Raw genomic sequence first — 16,812 nt, 5'->3', positions numbered from 1 at the left:
AATATGAGTAAATAAAAATGCCACCAAATTTTGGTGGCATTTTTTATATTAATAAGTAACAAGCATTATTATTCACCTAAAAAAGGGTAACGATAATCTGTTGGTGTTACAAAGGTTTCTTTAATTAATCTTGGAGATACCCAACGAAGTAAGTTTTGTGGGCTTCCTGCTTTATCATTTGTCCCAGAGGCACGTGCACCACCAAAAGGTTGCTGTCCTACAACGGCACCTGTACATTTATCATTAATGTAGAAGTTTCCAGCACAATTTTGCAAAGCAGTAGTTGCTTGTGTTACAGCGTATCTGTCTTTTGACAAAATAGCACCTGTTAAGGCATATTCACTCGTGCTATCTACTAACTCTAAAGTTTCAGCATACGCTTCATCTTCGTAAACGTAAATAGTGATTACAGGTCCAAATAATTCGGTATGCATGGTCGTGTAATTCGGGTTTGTTGTTACAATAACCGTAGGTTCTATAAAGTAACCTTTACTTTTATCGTAGTTACCACCGGCAATAATTTCAACATCGCTATCTGCTTTTGCAGCATCAATATATTTTGCCAATTTATCGAAAGAGCCTTCGTGAATTACAGCAGTAATAAAATTACCCATATCTTCTGGAGAACCCATTTTAAAAGATTTTACATCTTCTATAATAAACTTTTTAACCTCACTCCAAATACCTTTTGGTACATAAGCTCTAGAAGCAGCACTACATTTCTGACCTTGAAATTCAAAAGCACCTCTTACAATAGCGGTAGCTACTTGTTTCGAATCGGCACTTTTATGCGCCATTATAAAGTCTTTTCCTCCAGTTTCCCCAACAATTCTTGGGTAGGTTTTGTAGTTGTGAATGTTGTTTCCTATTTGTTTCCAAAGTTCTTTGAAAATAAAGGTAGACCCCGTAAAGTGTAAGCCAGAGAAATCTGGACTTGATAATACCGTTTCAGAAATCATAACAGGATCTCCAAAAACAACATTAATAACACCAGGAGGTACACCTGCTTCTTCAAAAATATCCATGATTACTTTTGCAGAATATACTTGGCTATCACTTGGTTTCCAAATCACCACATTCCCCATTAAGGCCATACACGCGGGTAAATTTCCAGCAATAGCCGTAAAGTTAAATGGTGTTACTGCATAGGTGAATCCTTCTAAAGGTCTATATTCAACTCGGTTCCAGGCATCACTGGTGCTTTTTGGTTGCTCACTGTAAATTTCCGTCATGTACTGTACATTGAAACGTAAAAAATCTACTAATTCACAAGCGGCATCAATTTCTGCTTGAAATATATTTTTTGATTGCGCTATCATGGTAGCGGCATTAATTTTATAGCGGTATGGACCAGCAACTAATTCTGCAGCTTTTAAAAAGATAGCAGCACGTTGTTCCCATGGCATTAACGACCAGGCTTTTCTCGCTTCTAAAGCCGTGGCAATGGCCTCGTCTATATGCTTTTTTTCGGCTAAATGATAGGTTCCTACCACATGTTTATGGTCGTGTGGAGGCGACATGGTTCTGGTATTTCCTGTGGTTACATCTTGTCCGTTTATGTATAAAGGCACATCCACAGTCGTTGCGTACATCTCTTTATAAGTCTTTAAAACAGCGTCGCGTTCAGGCGTTCCCGGAGCGTAACTTTTAACAGGTTCGTTAATAGCAGGTGGTACATTAAAAAAACCTTTTCCCATGATTTGTTTGTTTTTGTTATTGAATTATCAGTAAATAGGTAACAAACTTATGAATTTTAAAACGATTATTTGGCTTGATACCTTCTTAAATGCGCGTTAAAGTTTATTTATTTTTTGTAAGTTGCCAACCAGTTTTTAGACTACAGTTTTTATGTGTACAGTAACTATTATTCCAAAAGGCGATACCGATTTTGTGTTGACATCAAGCAGAGACGAGGCTCCTAATAGGAAATCGCTTCCGCCAGATTTTTATATAAATAAGGAAACCAGACTTTTATACCCTATGGATATTGAGTCTAGTGGCACATGGATTGGTTTAAGTGAAAAAAACAGAGTGGTTTGCGTATTAAATGGTGCATTTACCCGTCATGAACGTCAAGCGGAATACAAAAAAAGCAGAGGTATCGTGGCGCTCGATTTTTTAACGACTGATGATCTTTTGGCAACCGTTGAAGCTTATGATTTTAATCACATAGAACCTTTTACGATGGTACTTGTAGATTGGGATACCACGCTGAGGTTTTTTGAATTGGTTTGGGATGGCACCGAAAAATATTTAAATAGCTTGCCTTTAGAGCCTAAAATGTGGTCGTCCTCAACGTTATATACTGCGGAAATGCAAGCGGAGCGCCAACAATGGTTTGAAAGTTTTAAAGCTGAAAATGATTTGAATGCACAAACATTGCTGAAGTTTCACAAAATAACAAAAGCGGATAACAAAGAGTTTGGTATTGTTATGAACCGTGATTTTGTAAAAACAACCAGTATCACACAAATAGAAAGATTTAGTGAGTCGCTTGAAATGTATCATCAAAACCTTCAAAATAAAACCATTTCAAGTAAATCTTTTCAACTTTCAGAGACGGTAAATGACTAACACAGGTATCATTTTAACATTAGCCTACCCTGATACTATTGTGATGGTTTCTAAAGAATGGTTTTCGCCATTTTTAAGGTTTGTGGGTGTTGGTAAAAAGAATTATTTACGAGCAGGTCATGCGGCTTTGGTGCTTATAAATAAGGAAACAGGTATTTTAGAATACCATGACTTTGGACGCTACATTACCCCAGAACCTACAGGGCGCGTGCGTGGTAATGATACCGATAACGAATTGCGTTTCCCTTTAGTGGCGACCATGGAAGGTGATAAAATAACCAATTTAAACGCAATTTTAGAGTTTCTAGCAACACACCCGAAATTAACACATGGTGAAGGTAAAATGGTGGCTTCGGTTTGTAATGCGGTCAACTATAAAAAAGCCAGAACGCATATTACAAGCATGCAAGAAAAACATTTTATCCGTTATGCTGCTTTTATAAAAGAAGCCTGTAATTGTGCACGCTTTGTGACGGACGCATTGATTGCTTCCGTAACCGATACCCGTATTAAAAAGAATCTTGAAAACTCCAAATGGTTTACACCGAGTACGGTTGGTAATGTGCTGCTAGCAAATACAGAATCGAATACTTTTGTTGTAAGCGAAACCGGTGTGATTTCAAAATTTGAAGGTTCTCAAAAAAGTGAAAATGTACGTTGTTTTTTAGATAAACTTAAAAACCACGAACCACAATTTATGGGTAGTTTAAAGCCACAACCGGTTGATGGTTTACACGAAAAAGCACAATGGTTACCAGGAATTGCAGCAGGTGCGTGGTTTGAATTACAACCAACCGAAAACGCGATCGAATACCTTTTTAGAAGAATTTCACCTGCGGGCCATGTCGATGTGGAAGCTGTTTTTATAGTTGAAAATGATAGTTTCAATTACCAAGACAAATTTCAATTTGTACATTATTCTAACTGCAAATTTTTTCACGTCAAACAGCAGGAGACTGTATTTAGGTTTGAACTTAAATCTTAATTTCTACAGTTAAATCAATAAAAAAACGCCTGTATGGATTTCCAAAACAGGCGTTCCTATTATATTAATATATTTAATACTAATTATGGGTTTGTAGACCATAAAGAAGCGCTATTAAGCATAGCTCTTCTTGGTAATTTTAAACCTGCAACAATTAATTCTGCAAAATCTTCTGGTTGTAGCACGCTATCTGTAGAGTCTTTACTTGCAATACCTAATTCAATAGACATGTCTGATGCAATAGTGCTTGGTGTTAATGTGCACACACGAATGTTATTTTTACGTACTTCCTTCATTAAAGATTGTGACATACCGATTACCGCAAATTTAGAAGCAGAATACGCCGATGTATTTGCGTTTCCATTCAACCCAGCGGTAGATGCTACGTTTATAATATCTCCTTCATTCTTAGCGATTAAGTAGGGCAGCACTTCTTTGGTTACATAATACATGCCCATAACATTTGTTTGCATAATTTGGCTCCATTGGTTAACGTTCATGTCGTTAAAAGATCCAAAAGCGGCAATACCAGCGTTGTTTACTAAAATGTCTACGGGTCCAAGGGTGTCAATTATTTCCTTGATGCCTCTTTTTACATCCTCATAATTGCCTACATCAAATACCGAGTAGGTGGCTTTTACACCAAATGCTTCTAATTCATAAACCGTTTCTTTCAAGACGGCTTCATTTCTACCTGTAATAGCGATGTCAATACCTTCTTTTGCAAATGCGATGGCGGTTGCTTTTCCTAAGCCTCTACCACCTCCAGTAATGAGTGCTTTTTTATTTTTTAAATTTTCCATTTATTTTATTTTCTAGAATGTATGTTGCATTTAATTTTACTGGGAGTACCAGTGTAATTAAGATTCAAACTTACTGAAAATACAGTGAACCCGTAAAAAATTAGCAGGATTTTAAGAGTGTAAGAAGGGGAATCAGTAGTTAGAAAAAGTGCAAGACCAAGCGGTTTAATTATAATAAGCCAAATTTTTCACCTCAGTTCTTTGTTGTGTTTAGTTTTTTATACTGTCAGTTTTAAATTCATATTTCTCAATTAAATCTTTCATTTCATTTTTGAATTTTCCTCCTTTTAGTACAAAGATTGTGTCAGTAACTTTGTCCTTTTTGTTGGTTCCTATTTTTCGTTCATATTCCGATTCGAAAATCATTCGGCTATGCTCAGGGTTTTTGTCAGAGAACTCAACTTTGTAGAAATTTCCATTTCGGATATTTTTAGAACTATATGCTGTTGAAGTTCCAGTATATTTTTTTCCGTTATTATAGAATTCGTATTTGTAATTCCGTTTGCTGTATTTTTTATATATCGATGTTGAGCCATAAACCATTCCGTAAGTCAGAGTTTTATTTTGTTTAATATCTTCTTTGCTTTCCATAACGCCAATTATTGCAAAAATGAAAAAAGGAATTCCAGCAATCCAATAATATTCAGATATAAATTCTTTTACTTTCAGGTATTTATCGGTTAAATTCAATTCTGAAATTCTGATTTTATCGATTAGGTTTAAATTAAACACAACAATGGGATATGCCCAACGGTCCTTGTTCCTACGAATATAATAAACATTAACTTACGAAAAAAGGCCTCTAAGTTTTTGATTTCTTCAGTTATAAATACTTCGTTTAGTATTTTGGAAAATGTTTTTAGCGTAGAAGGTTTTTTGTGAACCATGTTTTATGCTGGTTATGTCCATTTTTGCATCCAAATAGTTCCAATGAAGGCTATAATTATTCCTAAAATTCCAGAAACAACCAGAAGTTTGCCTGTTAAGACTAATATCTGATTAATTTCATTTGTTTTGTCGTCATGATAAACATGGGAAGATTCACTTTTCCGAATAGATTTGATACCATACTTAAAGGCCTTGAAAGATTCATTAAAAAAGTTGCCGTAGGTCACTTCTATTTCAGACTGGTAGTCCTCTTTTATAAAAGTGAATGAGTTTTTAAAGTATGCAATGAGTTGCCTATGCCTAATGAGTAATGTGCCTACTAGAATTGTTGTTATTCCTCCTAATACGGCCAAAAAAAGATTAATTATTGCGATTATTATCATTTATTTTTGATATTTTAATACATAGTTGTTTGTTCCGTCACTGCCATCTAAGGCTATTCCGCTAGGGCAATATAGGTATTCGGGTTCGTTGTTGGCATCCATTAATAGCTGAGGTCTTTCAAATTTAACACCATTGCCATAACGCGCATTTGCATTTTCAGGTATAGCGCCGTTAAGGTAATAATTTTGAAAATTGTGAAAGCCAGATAAGGGCTCCGAATTAAACTCGAGTCCGTCTTCAGACACCCAAAGTAAGCCACCTCCTTTTTCGAGAATCCCATGATTATCTGTAGTTAATAAGCAAATTTTATTTTTCCACATGAAAGCATAACCATCTTCAATTCGAACGTTGTTGGTGGTAATTGGATTGGGTTGAATGGTGTATGGACCTTCTAGTTTTTCTGAGATAGCAAGACCCATACTTACTTTTCCGCCTTTACCTTTTGGACCAGCCATGGCTTTGAAATACAAATAATAGTTGCCGTTGGGGTGTTTAATAATACTTGGGTTATTTACACCAAGTCCACTATCATAACACCAAATAGCACTATCAGTTGGCGGACTTAGTACGGGCTCATTTTTATTTGGTATTTCTTCCCATGGCCCATTGAGATTATCACTTGTAAGAATGCCTATTCTTTGACTAGCTCCATGATTTTTATCGCCATCATTGGCAATAAATACTAAAACATAGGTATTATCAATTTTCTTAATACTTGGGTTATGGAAACCAGCAGAATTCCAATTTTTATTACCTTTTCCTTTCGCTACAACCTCTAAAAACTTAAAAGGGCCTTCAGGACTTTTTGCTATATAATGAGCGATTTCACTATCGAAACGCCAAGCTTTTTTAAATGCTGTGCTAGACGGCCATCGGGCAGCAAAAAGATGTACATTTCCTTGGTTATCTCTTATTGGTGAACTTCCCCAAACATCATAACCAGGCTCGTTTATGGACTCTCCAATTAGTTTCCAATGATCTGACATTGCTGTAGGAACTTCTATTTGTTTTTGAGAAACCTCATTTTTCTTAGTTTCTGGGTTCTTGCTTTTTTTGTTTTGACAAGAAGCAACAAATATTGAAAGTGTTAAAGTGGTTAATATTATTTTTTTCATTAGTGATTTAATTAAAAAAGTTTAGAGTATTTAGTTCAGAGTAAAATAGTGCTGTTCTATTCTTTTATCTTAAATGAAACATGAGTAAATGAACCTGTTGTTATATCTATAAGAAATTGATTTTCTTCTACAGGTTCTATAACAAAAGATGCTCCAAGAGGTTGATCATCATCATCCCATTGTGTTACACTTATAGTACCATCAATTTTAAAACCATCTAGAATCCCTACAGGGTATTCTTCGTAAAAAGGTGGTATAAAAGTTTTACATGGACTCACAGTGTTAATAAAAAACACATTTACTTCATTACCTCTTATATAGGCTCTACTATGAAGTTTCTCCCTACTAAGTACTTCTTCACCATCATGATCTAACATTCTTATAGGTTGTGAACCAATCAAAGCTTCAGTATATGCTCTGGTAATATAATGTCTTGGTGCATTCCCACCAGATAAAGGGTAATCCCACCAACTTACTAAGTCTAATCCAAGGTCAGTCCAATCAAACATACATCCAATAGCAAGTTCAGAAGTCCAAATTTCTCTATCATTTTCGTAAACATTACTACACCTAAGGGCATCCCAATGTGCTTCTGTAGCCCAAGCTTCACGATATTTATCACTTTGAGCTAGTTCATATTCGTATTTTAAATCTGGATGAATAGTTGCATTATGATGATTCATATAATAATGATTACCAAATACGTCAAATCTATCTTCTCCATTAATTTTGTATAAATCGTTAAAAGACCCAGATTCACCTAATGGTTTATAGAATTCTGGAGCCACAATTTTTGGCACCACATAACCAAGTCTTGCAGTTCTTGCTCTTAAAGTATCTACAGCTATCGTAAAACCTGTAACATCCATTCTAGCAGCTTCTTTATCAAAAGCGACATAGTTTACTACGTGTCCATGTTCATGCATAAACGCAACATAGTCAACAATCAATTGTGCATATTTTACAGGATTAGGCACCGTTGGTGCTTCTGTTGTTACCCAATCAGGAAAATACTCAGCTTTATTTGATGTTAAAACTTTTAAACCTAAAAAAATCATAAAAGGTTCAGTACCGTAATAAGATGCTTTCGCATTCTCTATAGATTTTAAAAGAGTTGCGTAAACACTTTCTACTACCTCACCTTCTGCAGGATGTCCTCCAAAGGCATCACCACAAAATAATGGGACTCTAAGACCATTCATTTTGGCTTGACCACTATCTTCTCCAAAAGCTTTCTCTGCATTACCGATGTTATTTAAAGCTCCAGCATTATGATTCAAGTCATACATATGATATTTTGTAACCCTTCCAAATTTTTCAAGTGGGGCTATGGTTGCTTTATTTGCATACGTTGGCTTCTCAAAATCAACAATTTCTACCGTGTACTCTTCGAAATCTCCATCAGAATGAAGTCTAAATTTCTCAGTAACTTCCCATTTACCAATTCTTGTTTCTGGATTTGGCGTTATTATGGAAACCCCTTCGGAATATTTATAAGTAACAGACTTAATTTCTAAAGGATCTTTGACACCATGTAGGGATATAATTTTGTTGTCTTCACCAATAACACCAATCGATTTTTCTCCAGATGATAATGTGACATCAAATTGAATGAATGTCATTTCTAGGTTGTTGACTTCTTCAGTGTCGCCGTCTTTATTACAGCTCACAAATAGAAAAATGGATAGAATTACTAAGTAAATTTTGTTCATAAATATTTAGTTAATATTTAAACTCGATATGTGTGCTTTCTGGAAGAAGAACACCTTCCATATGTAATATGTTTAGTGATTAAAGAAGTTGGTATTGAATCTTGTTTAAATAGTTCGTAATTGTTTAGTTCATTGCTAATTTATTTAATACCTAAAGAATAGGTTGGGGGTTATTGTAGCAACAAGGGGGTGATAATGTTACAATTGATGCTTTTATAAGTTTGTAAGGTATGAAGTAGGGTTGTTGACGGAAAAAAGGTGTAGGTCAGAGAGTGAATGCTAATTTAATAACACCTTGTAAATAGTTGTACTGTATTTATTTGTTGATAGATAATACTTTACTATTGTGATAATAAAGTGGTTTATTAAAGTACCTTTGTAGCGGAATTATTTATCTGTAGATATAAATTATCTTTTCGCGCAACTTTTGCGAATGGCTAAGGCTTTTCTTTCAAGCTTTTATTGTGATTCATGAAACTCTAGTGGCCAATTTGTAGCCTGATTACTAGTAATTTTTTTTCCTTTTATACGAAAACAAAATAAAGATGATTACCAATATTCATGTAAACAAACCGGAACCTATGGTCTCTGGAAAACAATTAGAATTGTTTAATAGCACCTCAGATATTAGGTCTACGATTAAGGCATTAGTAGCTGGTAAACCTGTGTTGATAACGGCGTTTTACAGTAATGGCTTGTTGCTTTTAAAGGAGTTGCAAATGTACCTTAAGAATAAGTTACCTAATAAAACGTTTCAGGAGCAACGGGTATTTCGGGCAGAATATCATAAATTATCAAACCTTGTTTTAATTGAAATTGCTGCTCATAAATTAACAGTTAAAAAATCGCCTAGTATTGGTTGGTTGGAAAAACTGTATCCAGAGACTAGCGATTTTTTATTAACCTTTCCTCAGGTACAAGGGCTTAATAGTGCATGGCAGTGGTACCAAAACGGAATTTCTATTCCTGTATTACGTAATAAACTGCATCCGTATTATGGAACGTATTTTCCAACCCGTTTTGATCATTTAATACTTTTTGATAATTGGTTGAAACGCTATGAAGGACCTAAAAAGTCGGCGATAGATGTTGGTATTGGTAGTGGAGTGCTTTCATTTCAAATGATAAAGTCTGGTTTTCAGAAGGTTTTTGGAACAGATGTAAACCCGAACGCTATCGTGGGGTTAACAGAGTTTATGGGCGATACTAAGTTGTCTCGTAAAATCGAATTGGATTTCGGTCATCTTTTTGGGAAGTTTGAAAAACAAACCGAATTGATTGTTTTTAACCCGCCTTGGTTGCCTGAATCTAAGGATATTGATAATCTGGACGGTGCTATTTATTACAATCAGAACCTGTTTCCAGATTTTTTTGAAGCCGCAAAAAAAAGATTGTTGCCTGAAGGGAAGCTTGTAATTGTATTCTCAAATTTGGCTCAAATTACCAATGTCACAAATAGGCATCCTATAGAAAAGGAGTTGGCTAAAGGCGGAAGGTTTCAGTTGGAAGCGTGTTTGAAAAGAACCGTAAAAAAAGCCTCTGAAAAAACTAAACGCGATCAAAACTGGCGTGCTTCAGAAGAAGTAGAACTTTGGGTGCTTATTAATAAATAAACAGGAGTCTTGCTATAGAAACAATGCTTCTCTAACAATTTTAAAAATAATGTTTTTTTAAGTGGGTTAATTTATCGCAAAGGGTGCGCTTAATTTAAAGGTAGGGATAGTAACTTTAAAATTTTTGGTAGTGGTAAAATTTACCATACTGTAATGTCCTTGCATGGCGCCAAACGGAGAAGTAAGTAAACAACCCGATGTGTAGGTATGTGAATCGCCAGGTTTTAACACCGGTTTTTTACCTATTACACCTTCGCCAGAAACAATTTCAACATTGTTTAATGCATCTAAAATTTCCCAATGGCGTGCATTAAGTTGCACAGAGTCTTTACTTTGGTTTTCAATAGTTACGGTATAGCCAAAGGCGTATTGTATTTTATAGTTTTTATAAAATGAGCCTTCGTAGGTAGTCTCTACGGAAATTTTTATGCCTCTTGTGACTTGTTGAACCATTTTAAATTTGGGGTGTTCAATTTGTTTAGATTGCTAAAATACTAAATTTTAAGCGGTAATTACTGAATTGGGGCTTGTTTGGTTTAAATATTAGTTAAACGGTGTGTTTAGTTCGTGATATTCACAGAACTGCCTTCGCCTATGCCTATAATCTTGTCGTAACGAGCACCTAAATCGCGGTAATACACAACCACTTTGTAGTTGTTTTCTGTTTGATAAAAGTTGCCACTTATAGCACCTTCATCTAGAATTCCGTTTTTATTTACCACAACAAATTTATAGTTGTAAAACCCTTGTTTTAAGAGAATGGCGTTTCTGAAAATAGTATGACGTTCATCAAAAAGTAATCTGGTGCTTTCGTCTATAACGTAATTGTTAAAGTTTCCATACACATGTATGTTTTTGTTTTTAAGTGCTTCCGTTGGTACTAGTGAGAAATGCATCCAAACATAATCGGCTTCGATACTTGGGTTTTCAGCATCTAAAACGGTTATTACGTAATTACCATTAATATCGGGGTTGTAAGTGTAGGGTTTGCTGGCACGTTCCACATTCGTGAATAAATAGTTGTGATACAGTTCTTGTAAATCGATGGTTCGAATGCCAGTATTGGCTGCTCGAACATCTTTATTTTCAAAAAACAAATATTCATTACCCCCTAAAAAACTAGTCTCGGTATCGTATTTGTAAATAAGTTGGTTGCCAAGGGTGTATTGTGGTTTTAAATTGTAAATGGCTGTGTTTAAATTATTGTTTTGAACAATAACCGTTTTTACTGTTTGCGTTGGGTTGTTTAATTGAGCACTGTTGGAGGTAATAATAATTTCAACACGTTGCTTTTCTTCAATAAACTGTACATCGCGTGCTCGTTTTATGCTTACACCAACAGCTGTTTTGTCTTCATAAATCATGAATTTTCTTGAAAACACCAATTCATCATTACTATTAAAAACACTTAACAAATAATTGCCAGATACTTTTAAACGTTTGGTTTGCTCGTTAGGAATGCTTAATTGGTAATGCGAATAAATTTGATAGGTGTTGAACGAGTTTTCATAATTACGGATACGCTGGTTATCGAAACCATCCATAAATTCCGATTTCATTAAAACTGAAGGCGTCCAATCATAATTATAATGGTCTATTTTATAATAATAATCGTCTTCATTGCCGTTTAGTGCATCAAATTCTAAGACCACATATTCACCCAATTTTATTATGGGCAATTGAGTTTCTGGTGTATTACCTTTAAAATTGATGGTTTTTATAAAGTTTGGTGGGTTTATTTCTTTAACTTGACAAAAACTTCCAAATGGAAGAATTAATAAAAGTAAAAAATAAGAAGACTTTAATGCAGGCATTTTTGAAGCTGTTTTTTTGTAAATATAAACAAATTTTATGCCTAAGTTCTATATTCTGATTGTTCCGCAAAATTTCTAAGTATTTATTATGAAAACTGCATTATTAATTTGTATTTTTGCATCGATTTTTAGACAAATAATTTCAATATAAAAAAATATGTCAAACGACATTCGCATTAAAAAAGGTCTAGACATTAAACTTAAAGGTGAAGCTGAAAAAACCTTGGAAAAGGCGATTTTAAGCAACTTTTATACTTTAAGGCCTGAAGATTTCCATGGCGTTATCCCTAAATTAATTTCTAAAGTTGGAGCTGTCGTGAAAGCAGGTGAGCCTGTTTTTTTCGATAAATCTAACGAAAACATTAAGTTTGTTTCTCCAGTTTCTGGTGAAATTTTAGAGATTGTACGTGGTGAAAAACGCAAAATTCTATCCATTAAATTGCAAGCAGACAAAACGCAAACATACCAAGATTACGGTGTGTTTAATGTAGATGCAGCTAAGCCAAACGAGGTGAAAGCACATTTATTAGCTTCTGGATGTTGGCCTTTTGTAAAGCAAAGACCGTATGATGTGATTGCAAACCCAGAGAAATCGCCTAAGGCTATTTTTATTTCTGGTTATGCAAGTGCACCTTTGGCGGCCGATTTGGACTTTACTCTAAAAGGAAAAGAAGCAGCATTGCAAGCAGCGGTTACGGCATTGGGCAAACTTACAGAAGGTAAGGTGCATGTGTCGGTTGGTGCAAGTTCTTCTTCACCATTGGCTGGTTTAACGGGTATAACGTTACATAAAGTATCGGGACCACATCCTTCAGGGAATGTTGGTACTTTAATTAATAAAGTAGACCCTGTAAATAAAGGCGAAGTTGTCTGGACGGTTGCTGCACAAGATTTAGTTATTATTGGCGAATTGCTTTTAACAGGTAAATTTAATGCAGAACGTATCGTAGCATTAGCGGGTTCTTCTATCGAAAAACCACGTTATTTTACTACTAAAATAGGTAGTGAAGTGGCAACGATGATTTATGATAAAGGCATTGCCCGGAAAGCACGTGTTCGTGTTATTTCTGGAAATGTGTTGAGTGGTAAACGTATTAAGCCAGATGGTAATTTAGATTATTATAGTAATGTGATTTCTGTAATTCCAGAAGGTGACGATTATGAGCTTTTTGGTTGGAATAAACCTGTTTTTAATAAGGTATCTACAACAAGAGCGTTTACATTTTCTTGGTTAACCCCTAATAAAAAGTACGATTTGAACACCAATACGAATGGTGAGCACCGTGCTTTTGTTGTTACTGGAGTTTACGAAGAAGTATTTCCTTTAGATATTTTTCCAATGCAAATTTTAAAAGCTTGCATGTATAAAGATTTAGACGAAATGGAAGCTTTAGGTATGTACGAAGTAGCGCCTGAAGATTTCGCGTTAACCGAATTTGTTTGTGTGTCTAAACAACCACATCAAGAGATTATTAGAAAAGGATTAGATGTAATGCTTAAAGAAATAGGGTAATGAATTTAAAAACAAGATTACATATTTTAAAAAGAAAGTATAGAGGGTCTAAAATGGCTCCAGCGTTTAATGCGCTGCATACTTTTTTATACTTACCAGATGAGATCACACATAATGGAACTCATATAAAAGCAGCCGACGATTTAAAGCGTACCATGAATACCGTGATTATGGCGATGGTACCATGTTTAATTTTCGGAATGTTTAACGCTGGTTACCAACATAATTTAGCAGTAGGAGAGATTCAATCTGTTGCTGGAAGTTTCTTTAGTTCAGAATTTTGGACTTTAGATAATTTCTTTATTGGCTTCTGGAAAATCATTCCGTTAGTACTTATTTCTTATGGTGTAGGTTTAGGAATTGAATTCTTATTCGCTATCATTAAGAAACATGAAGTAGAAGAAGGATACCTTGTAACTGGTATGTTAGTGCCACTTATTGTACCTGTAGATATTCCACTTTGGATGTTGGCTGTAGCCGTAGCTTTTGGTGTGGTTATAGGTAAAGAAGTTTTTGGTGGAACAGGAATGAATATCTTAAATCCAGCACTTACTATTAGAGCCTTTTTATTCTTTGCATATCCAACGTGGATGTCTGGAGATAAAGTATGGGTTGAAGGAGCTGTTGAAAGAACGAATGAAATTGCTGCAGGTGCAAACCTAGATGCTATTTCTGGTGAAACTATTTTAGGTAGTTTGGCACAAGGTAAAGAGGCTGCTTTTTCTGCTTGGGATATGTTTATGGGGTTCATACCGGGTTCTGTAGGAGAAACATCTACACTTTTAATCATTTTAGGAGGTTTGTTTTTAGTATTCGCTAAAATAGGAAGTTGGAGAATCATGTTATCTTCTGCTCTTGGAGCGGTTGTTATGGGGCTTATCTTCAATCAAATTGTAGATGCAGGAGTTATAACTGAGTCTAGTAAATTTTTCGGATTAATGAGCACACCTTTTTGGGAGCATTTATTGATTGGTGGATTTGCTTTTGGTACCGTATTTATGGCGACCGACCCTGTTACAGCATCTCAAACAAATAAAGGAAAATGGATTTACGGGTTTTTAATAGGTTTCATATCTATTTTAATTCGTGTGTTTAATCCAGCATATCCAGAAGGTGTGATGTTAGCCATCTTATTAATGAATGTTTTTGCACCAACAATCGATCATTATGTGGTTCAAGGGAATGTGAAGAAAAGAATGAAACGTTTAAAAGTAAAAACGGCTTAATAATGGAAAATAGAACAGATAAAAATTCATATACAATTCTATTTGCAATAGCAATGGTATTAATTGTAGGTGCCGTATTAGCATTTACAGCTTCTTCATTGAAACCGAAAATTACAGAAAATCAACGTATAGAAAAACAACAAAATATTCTATATGCGATGGGTGTAAATAATAATGATGAAAGCAGTGCGTCTTTTGTGTCTACACAAGAAGCTGCTGATTTGTTTTCAAAATACATCACAAAGCAAATTGTTGTAAAAAACGGAACTGCTGTAGAAGATGAAAAAGCATATTTAATAGATCTTAAAAAAGATAAAGCCGCAGCTGGTGGAGATGCTTCTAAAAGAAACTTGCCAGTTTTTGTTGGTGAGAAAGATGGTAAAACATTTTATGTGATTCCTATTTACGGTAAAGGTTTATGGGATGCTATTTGGGCTTATGTTTCTTTAGATGAAAACATGGTTATTCAAGGAGCATATTTCGATCACAAAGGTGAAACACCTGGTTTAGGAGCCAATATTAAAGAGCGTTTCTTTATGGACGATTTTATAGGTGAACATTTGTTGGATGACAATGGGAACTTTAAAGGAGTTACCGTTTCTAAAAGTAATGGAGATCCAAAAAATGAAGATAAAACAGATAATGAGGTGGATGCTATTGCAGGAGCAACTATTACAGGTGATGGTGTAACAGCTATGATTAGAAGTGATTTAAAGCTTTACAAACCTTATTTTGATAATTTAAAAAACAATTAATCTTATGGGACTTTTATCAAAAAAAGACACCAAGTTAATAACAGATCCGTTAGCAGATAACAATCCAATTACTATTCAAGTTTTAGGTATTTGTTCTGCCTTGGCAATTACAGCGCAATTAAAAGCGTCTATCGTAATGGCTGTATCGGTAATGGCGGTGTTAGGAATAGGAAACGTGGTTATTTCTTTAATGAGAAATATCATTCCTTCTAAAATTAGAATTATTGTTCAATTGGTTGTAGTTGCTGCTTTAGTAATTATAGTAGATCAAGTGCTTAAAGCATACTCTTACGAGTTAAGTAAAACATTATCTGTATTCGTAGGTTTGATTATTACAAACTGTATCATCATGGGGCGTTTCGAGGCTTTTGCATTGGCAAACGGACCTTGGCGTTCATTCTTGGATGGTATTGGTAATGCTGCTGGTTATGGGTTAATTCTTATTATCGTTGGTTTCTTTAGAGAATTATTAGGGTCTGGTACTTTATTAGGTTTTAAAGTTTTAGGAGATCCTATCGAGAAAACAGGTTTATACGCTATCGGGTATGAAAACAACGGTTTTATGTTATTGTCACCAATGGCATTAATAGTTGTTGGAATTATTATCTGGGTACAACGTAGTAGAAACAGCGCATTAATAGAAGACTAAAATTAGTTTGCAGTCACCGTAAACAGTCACAGAAACTGAATGCTGAAAACTGCAACTGAAAACTAAAAATATGGAACATTTAGAATTATTTTTAAAATCAATCTTTATAGATAACATGGTGTTTGCAACCTTCCTTGGGATGTGTTCTTACCTTGCGGTATCTAAAAAAGTAAATACAGCAGTTGGTCTTGGTGCTGCCGTTATTTTTGTATTGGCAATAACAGTGCCTTTAAACTGGTTATTGGATCAGTATTTATTACAACCTGGGGCATTAGCGTGGTTAGGTGCAGAGTATGCCGATTACGATTTAAGTTTCCTTTCATTCATCATGTTTATTGCTACCATTGCAACGATGGTACAATTAGTAGAGATTGTAGTAGAGAAATTTTCACCATCATTATATAACTCACTTGGTATCTTTTTACCGCTTATTGCTGTAAACTGTGCTATTTTAGGTGGGTCTTTATTTATGCAATCTCGTGAAATTCCTAGTTTAGGTTTAGCGACAACATACGGTGTTGGTTCTGGAATTGGATGGTTTTTAGCCATTCTTGCCATTGCTGCTATTCGTGAGAAAATTAGATATTCTAACGTGCCACCAGCATTAAGAGGTTTAGGTATTACATTCATCATTACAGGTTTAATGGCGATTGGTTTTATGAGCTTCGGAGGTATGTTAACAGGAGGTGATGAAGAAGCGCCTCAAGAAGAAAAAGCTGTAAAGGTAGATTCTAAAGACGAAAAAGAAGTGTTAGCTAACAACATAAAAGTAAATGAGTAA

The 16,812-nt window shown here is 34.9% G+C and carries 16 protein-coding genes; 8 read left to right on the top strand and 8 right to left on the bottom strand.

What is annotated here, in order from left to right; all coding sequences use genetic code 11:
• Positions 1 to 68: 68 nt before the first annotated feature.
• Positions 69 to 1,697: an L-glutamate gamma-semialdehyde dehydrogenase gene (gene pruA / locus Q5N74_RS06910; protein ID WP_304388008.1), complete on the bottom strand. Its 1,629-nt coding sequence runs from the start codon at positions 1,695 to 1,697 to the stop codon at positions 69 to 71.
• Between the two features lie 151 nt (positions 1,698 to 1,848).
• Between pruA and Q5N74_RS06905 the strand changes: the two genes are divergently transcribed.
• Entirely contained in the window at positions 1,849 to 2,574 is a 726-nt protein-coding gene (locus tag Q5N74_RS06905) for an NRDE family protein (protein WP_304388007.1), read from the top strand.
• The gene (locus Q5N74_RS06900) at positions 2,567 to 3,559 is read left to right on the top strand and encodes a DUF6695 family protein (protein WP_304388006.1); all 993 of its coding nucleotides are present in this window, start codon (positions 2,567 to 2,569) and stop codon (positions 3,557 to 3,559) included. Before Q5N74_RS06905 ends, Q5N74_RS06900 begins: the two co-directional genes overlap by 8 nt.
• 83 nt (positions 3,560 to 3,642) lie before the next feature.
• Here Q5N74_RS06900 and Q5N74_RS06895 read toward each other — a convergent pair whose 3' ends face one another.
• The 5 genes from Q5N74_RS06895 to Q5N74_RS06875 form a co-directional block, all read right to left on the bottom strand.
• Positions 3,643 to 4,362: a 3-ketoacyl-ACP reductase gene (locus Q5N74_RS06895; RefSeq protein WP_304388005.1), complete on the bottom strand. Its 720-nt coding sequence runs from the start codon at positions 4,360 to 4,362 to the stop codon at positions 3,643 to 3,645.
• Between the two features lie 210 nt (positions 4,363 to 4,572).
• On the bottom strand, positions 4,573 to 5,094 hold the full coding sequence (locus Q5N74_RS06890; RefSeq protein ID WP_304388004.1) for a hypothetical protein: 522 nt from the start codon (positions 5,092 to 5,094) through the stop codon (positions 4,573 to 4,575).
• Positions 5,095 to 5,261: 167 nt separating this feature from the next.
• Positions 5,262 to 5,633 (bottom strand): hypothetical protein, encoded by a 372-nt coding sequence (locus tag Q5N74_RS06885; protein ID WP_304388003.1) that lies wholly within the window; start codon positions 5,631 to 5,633, stop codon positions 5,262 to 5,264.
• Entirely contained in the window at positions 5,634 to 6,749 is a 1,116-nt protein-coding gene (locus tag Q5N74_RS06880) for a glycoside hydrolase family protein (RefSeq protein ID WP_304388002.1), read from the bottom strand. It lies immediately after the preceding gene.
• Between the two features lie 56 nt (positions 6,750 to 6,805).
• A complete protein-coding gene (locus Q5N74_RS06875) occupies positions 6,806 to 8,461 on the bottom strand; it encodes a hypothetical protein (protein WP_304388001.1) in 1,656 nt (551 codons plus the stop codon).
• A gap of 545 nt (positions 8,462 to 9,006) precedes the next feature.
• Here Q5N74_RS06875 and Q5N74_RS06870 point away from each other — a divergent pair.
• The gene (locus Q5N74_RS06870) at positions 9,007 to 10,074 is read left to right on the top strand and encodes a Rossmann-like fold-containing protein (RefSeq protein ID WP_304388000.1); all 1,068 of its coding nucleotides are present in this window, start codon (positions 9,007 to 9,009) and stop codon (positions 10,072 to 10,074) included.
• A 66-nt stretch (positions 10,075 to 10,140) separates the two neighbouring features.
• Here the strand turns inward: Q5N74_RS06870 and apaG are convergent, their stop codons facing one another.
• Both apaG and Q5N74_RS06860 read right to left on the bottom strand, forming a co-directional pair.
• Positions 10,141 to 10,527, bottom strand: coding sequence for a Co2+/Mg2+ efflux protein ApaG (gene apaG, locus Q5N74_RS06865; RefSeq protein WP_304387999.1), 387 nt, complete (start codon positions 10,525 to 10,527; stop codon positions 10,141 to 10,143).
• A 107-nt stretch (positions 10,528 to 10,634) separates the two neighbouring features.
• A complete protein-coding gene (locus tag Q5N74_RS06860; protein WP_304387998.1) occupies positions 10,635 to 11,888 on the bottom strand; it encodes a DUF5103 domain-containing protein in 1,254 nt (417 codons plus the stop codon).
• A 157-nt stretch (positions 11,889 to 12,045) separates the two neighbouring features.
• On the opposite strand from Q5N74_RS06860, the gene Q5N74_RS06855 reads away from it, so the two are divergent.
• The 5 genes from Q5N74_RS06855 (at position 12,046) to nqrE (ending at position 16,812) form a co-directional block, all read left to right on the top strand.
• Positions 12,046 to 13,401 carry a Na(+)-translocating NADH-quinone reductase subunit A gene (locus tag Q5N74_RS06855; protein ID WP_304387997.1) on the top strand — a complete coding sequence of 452 codons (1,356 nt, stop codon included), beginning with the start codon at positions 12,046 to 12,048 and terminating at the stop codon, positions 13,399 to 13,401.
• Complete coding sequence (locus tag Q5N74_RS06850; RefSeq protein WP_304387996.1) at positions 13,401 to 14,627, top strand: NADH:ubiquinone reductase (Na(+)-transporting) subunit B; 1,227 nt, start codon at positions 13,401 to 13,403, stop codon at positions 14,625 to 14,627. Before Q5N74_RS06855 ends, Q5N74_RS06850 begins: the two co-directional genes overlap by 1 nt.
• A 2-nt stretch (positions 14,628 to 14,629) precedes the next feature.
• On the top strand, positions 14,630 to 15,382 hold the full coding sequence (locus Q5N74_RS06845) for a Na(+)-translocating NADH-quinone reductase subunit C (RefSeq protein WP_304387995.1): 753 nt from the start codon (positions 14,630 to 14,632) through the stop codon (positions 15,380 to 15,382).
• Between the two features lie 4 nt (positions 15,383 to 15,386).
• A complete protein-coding gene (locus Q5N74_RS06840; protein WP_304387994.1) occupies positions 15,387 to 16,031 on the top strand; it encodes an NADH:ubiquinone reductase (Na(+)-transporting) subunit D in 645 nt (214 codons plus the stop codon).
• 70 nt (positions 16,032 to 16,101) lie between these two features.
• Positions 16,102 to 16,812, top strand: a complete 711-nt coding sequence (nqrE, locus tag Q5N74_RS06835) for an NADH:ubiquinone reductase (Na(+)-transporting) subunit E (RefSeq protein ID WP_304387993.1) — start codon at positions 16,102 to 16,104, stop codon at positions 16,810 to 16,812.

Origin of the sequence: Mariniflexile sp. AS56, assembly GCF_030552475.1 — a bacterium.
Taxonomy (GTDB): domain Bacteria; phylum Bacteroidota; class Bacteroidia; order Flavobacteriales; family Flavobacteriaceae; genus Mariniflexile.
The sequence above is the reverse complement of the archived record's forward strand: the minus strand, read 5'-3'. Positions and strand labels throughout refer to the sequence as shown.

What these genes read in the sequence shown, in the direction of transcription:
- pruA (WP_304388008.1), bottom strand. Translation starts at nt 1,697, where the DNA reads ATGGGAAAAGGTTTTTTTAATGTACCACCTGCTATTAACGAACCTGTT.
- Q5N74_RS06905 (WP_304388007.1), top strand. Translation starts at nt 1,849, where the DNA reads ATGTGTACAGTAACTATTATTCCAAAAGGCGATACCGATTTTGTGTTG.
- Q5N74_RS06900 (WP_304388006.1), top strand. Translation starts at nt 2,567, where the DNA reads ATGACTAACACAGGTATCATTTTAACATTAGCCTACCCTGATACTATT.
- Q5N74_RS06895 (WP_304388005.1), bottom strand. Translation starts at nt 4,362, where the DNA reads ATGGAAAATTTAAAAAATAAAAAAGCACTCATTACTGGAGGTGGTAGA.
- Q5N74_RS06885 (WP_304388003.1), bottom strand. Translation starts at nt 5,633, where the DNA reads ATGATAATAATCGCAATAATTAATCTTTTTTTGGCCGTATTAGGAGGA.
- Q5N74_RS06880 (WP_304388002.1), bottom strand. Translation starts at nt 6,749, where the DNA reads ATGAAAAAAATAATATTAACCACTTTAACACTTTCAATATTTGTTGCT.
- Q5N74_RS06875 (WP_304388001.1), bottom strand. Translation starts at nt 8,461, where the DNA reads ATGAACAAAATTTACTTAGTAATTCTATCCATTTTTCTATTTGTGAGC.
- Q5N74_RS06870 (WP_304388000.1), top strand. Translation starts at nt 9,007, where the DNA reads ATGATTACCAATATTCATGTAAACAAACCGGAACCTATGGTCTCTGGA.
- apaG (WP_304387999.1), bottom strand. Translation starts at nt 10,527, where the DNA reads ATGGTTCAACAAGTCACAAGAGGCATAAAAATTTCCGTAGAGACTACC.
- Q5N74_RS06860 (WP_304387998.1), bottom strand. Translation starts at nt 11,888, where the DNA reads ATGCCTGCATTAAAGTCTTCTTATTTTTTACTTTTATTAATTCTTCCA.
- Q5N74_RS06855 (WP_304387997.1), top strand. Translation starts at nt 12,046, where the DNA reads ATGTCAAACGACATTCGCATTAAAAAAGGTCTAGACATTAAACTTAAA.
- Q5N74_RS06850 (WP_304387996.1), top strand. Translation starts at nt 13,401, where the DNA reads ATGAATTTAAAAACAAGATTACATATTTTAAAAAGAAAGTATAGAGGG.
- Q5N74_RS06845 (WP_304387995.1), top strand. Translation starts at nt 14,630, where the DNA reads ATGGAAAATAGAACAGATAAAAATTCATATACAATTCTATTTGCAATA.
- Q5N74_RS06840 (WP_304387994.1), top strand. Translation starts at nt 15,387, where the DNA reads ATGGGACTTTTATCAAAAAAAGACACCAAGTTAATAACAGATCCGTTA.
- nqrE (WP_304387993.1), top strand. Translation starts at nt 16,102, where the DNA reads ATGGAACATTTAGAATTATTTTTAAAATCAATCTTTATAGATAACATG.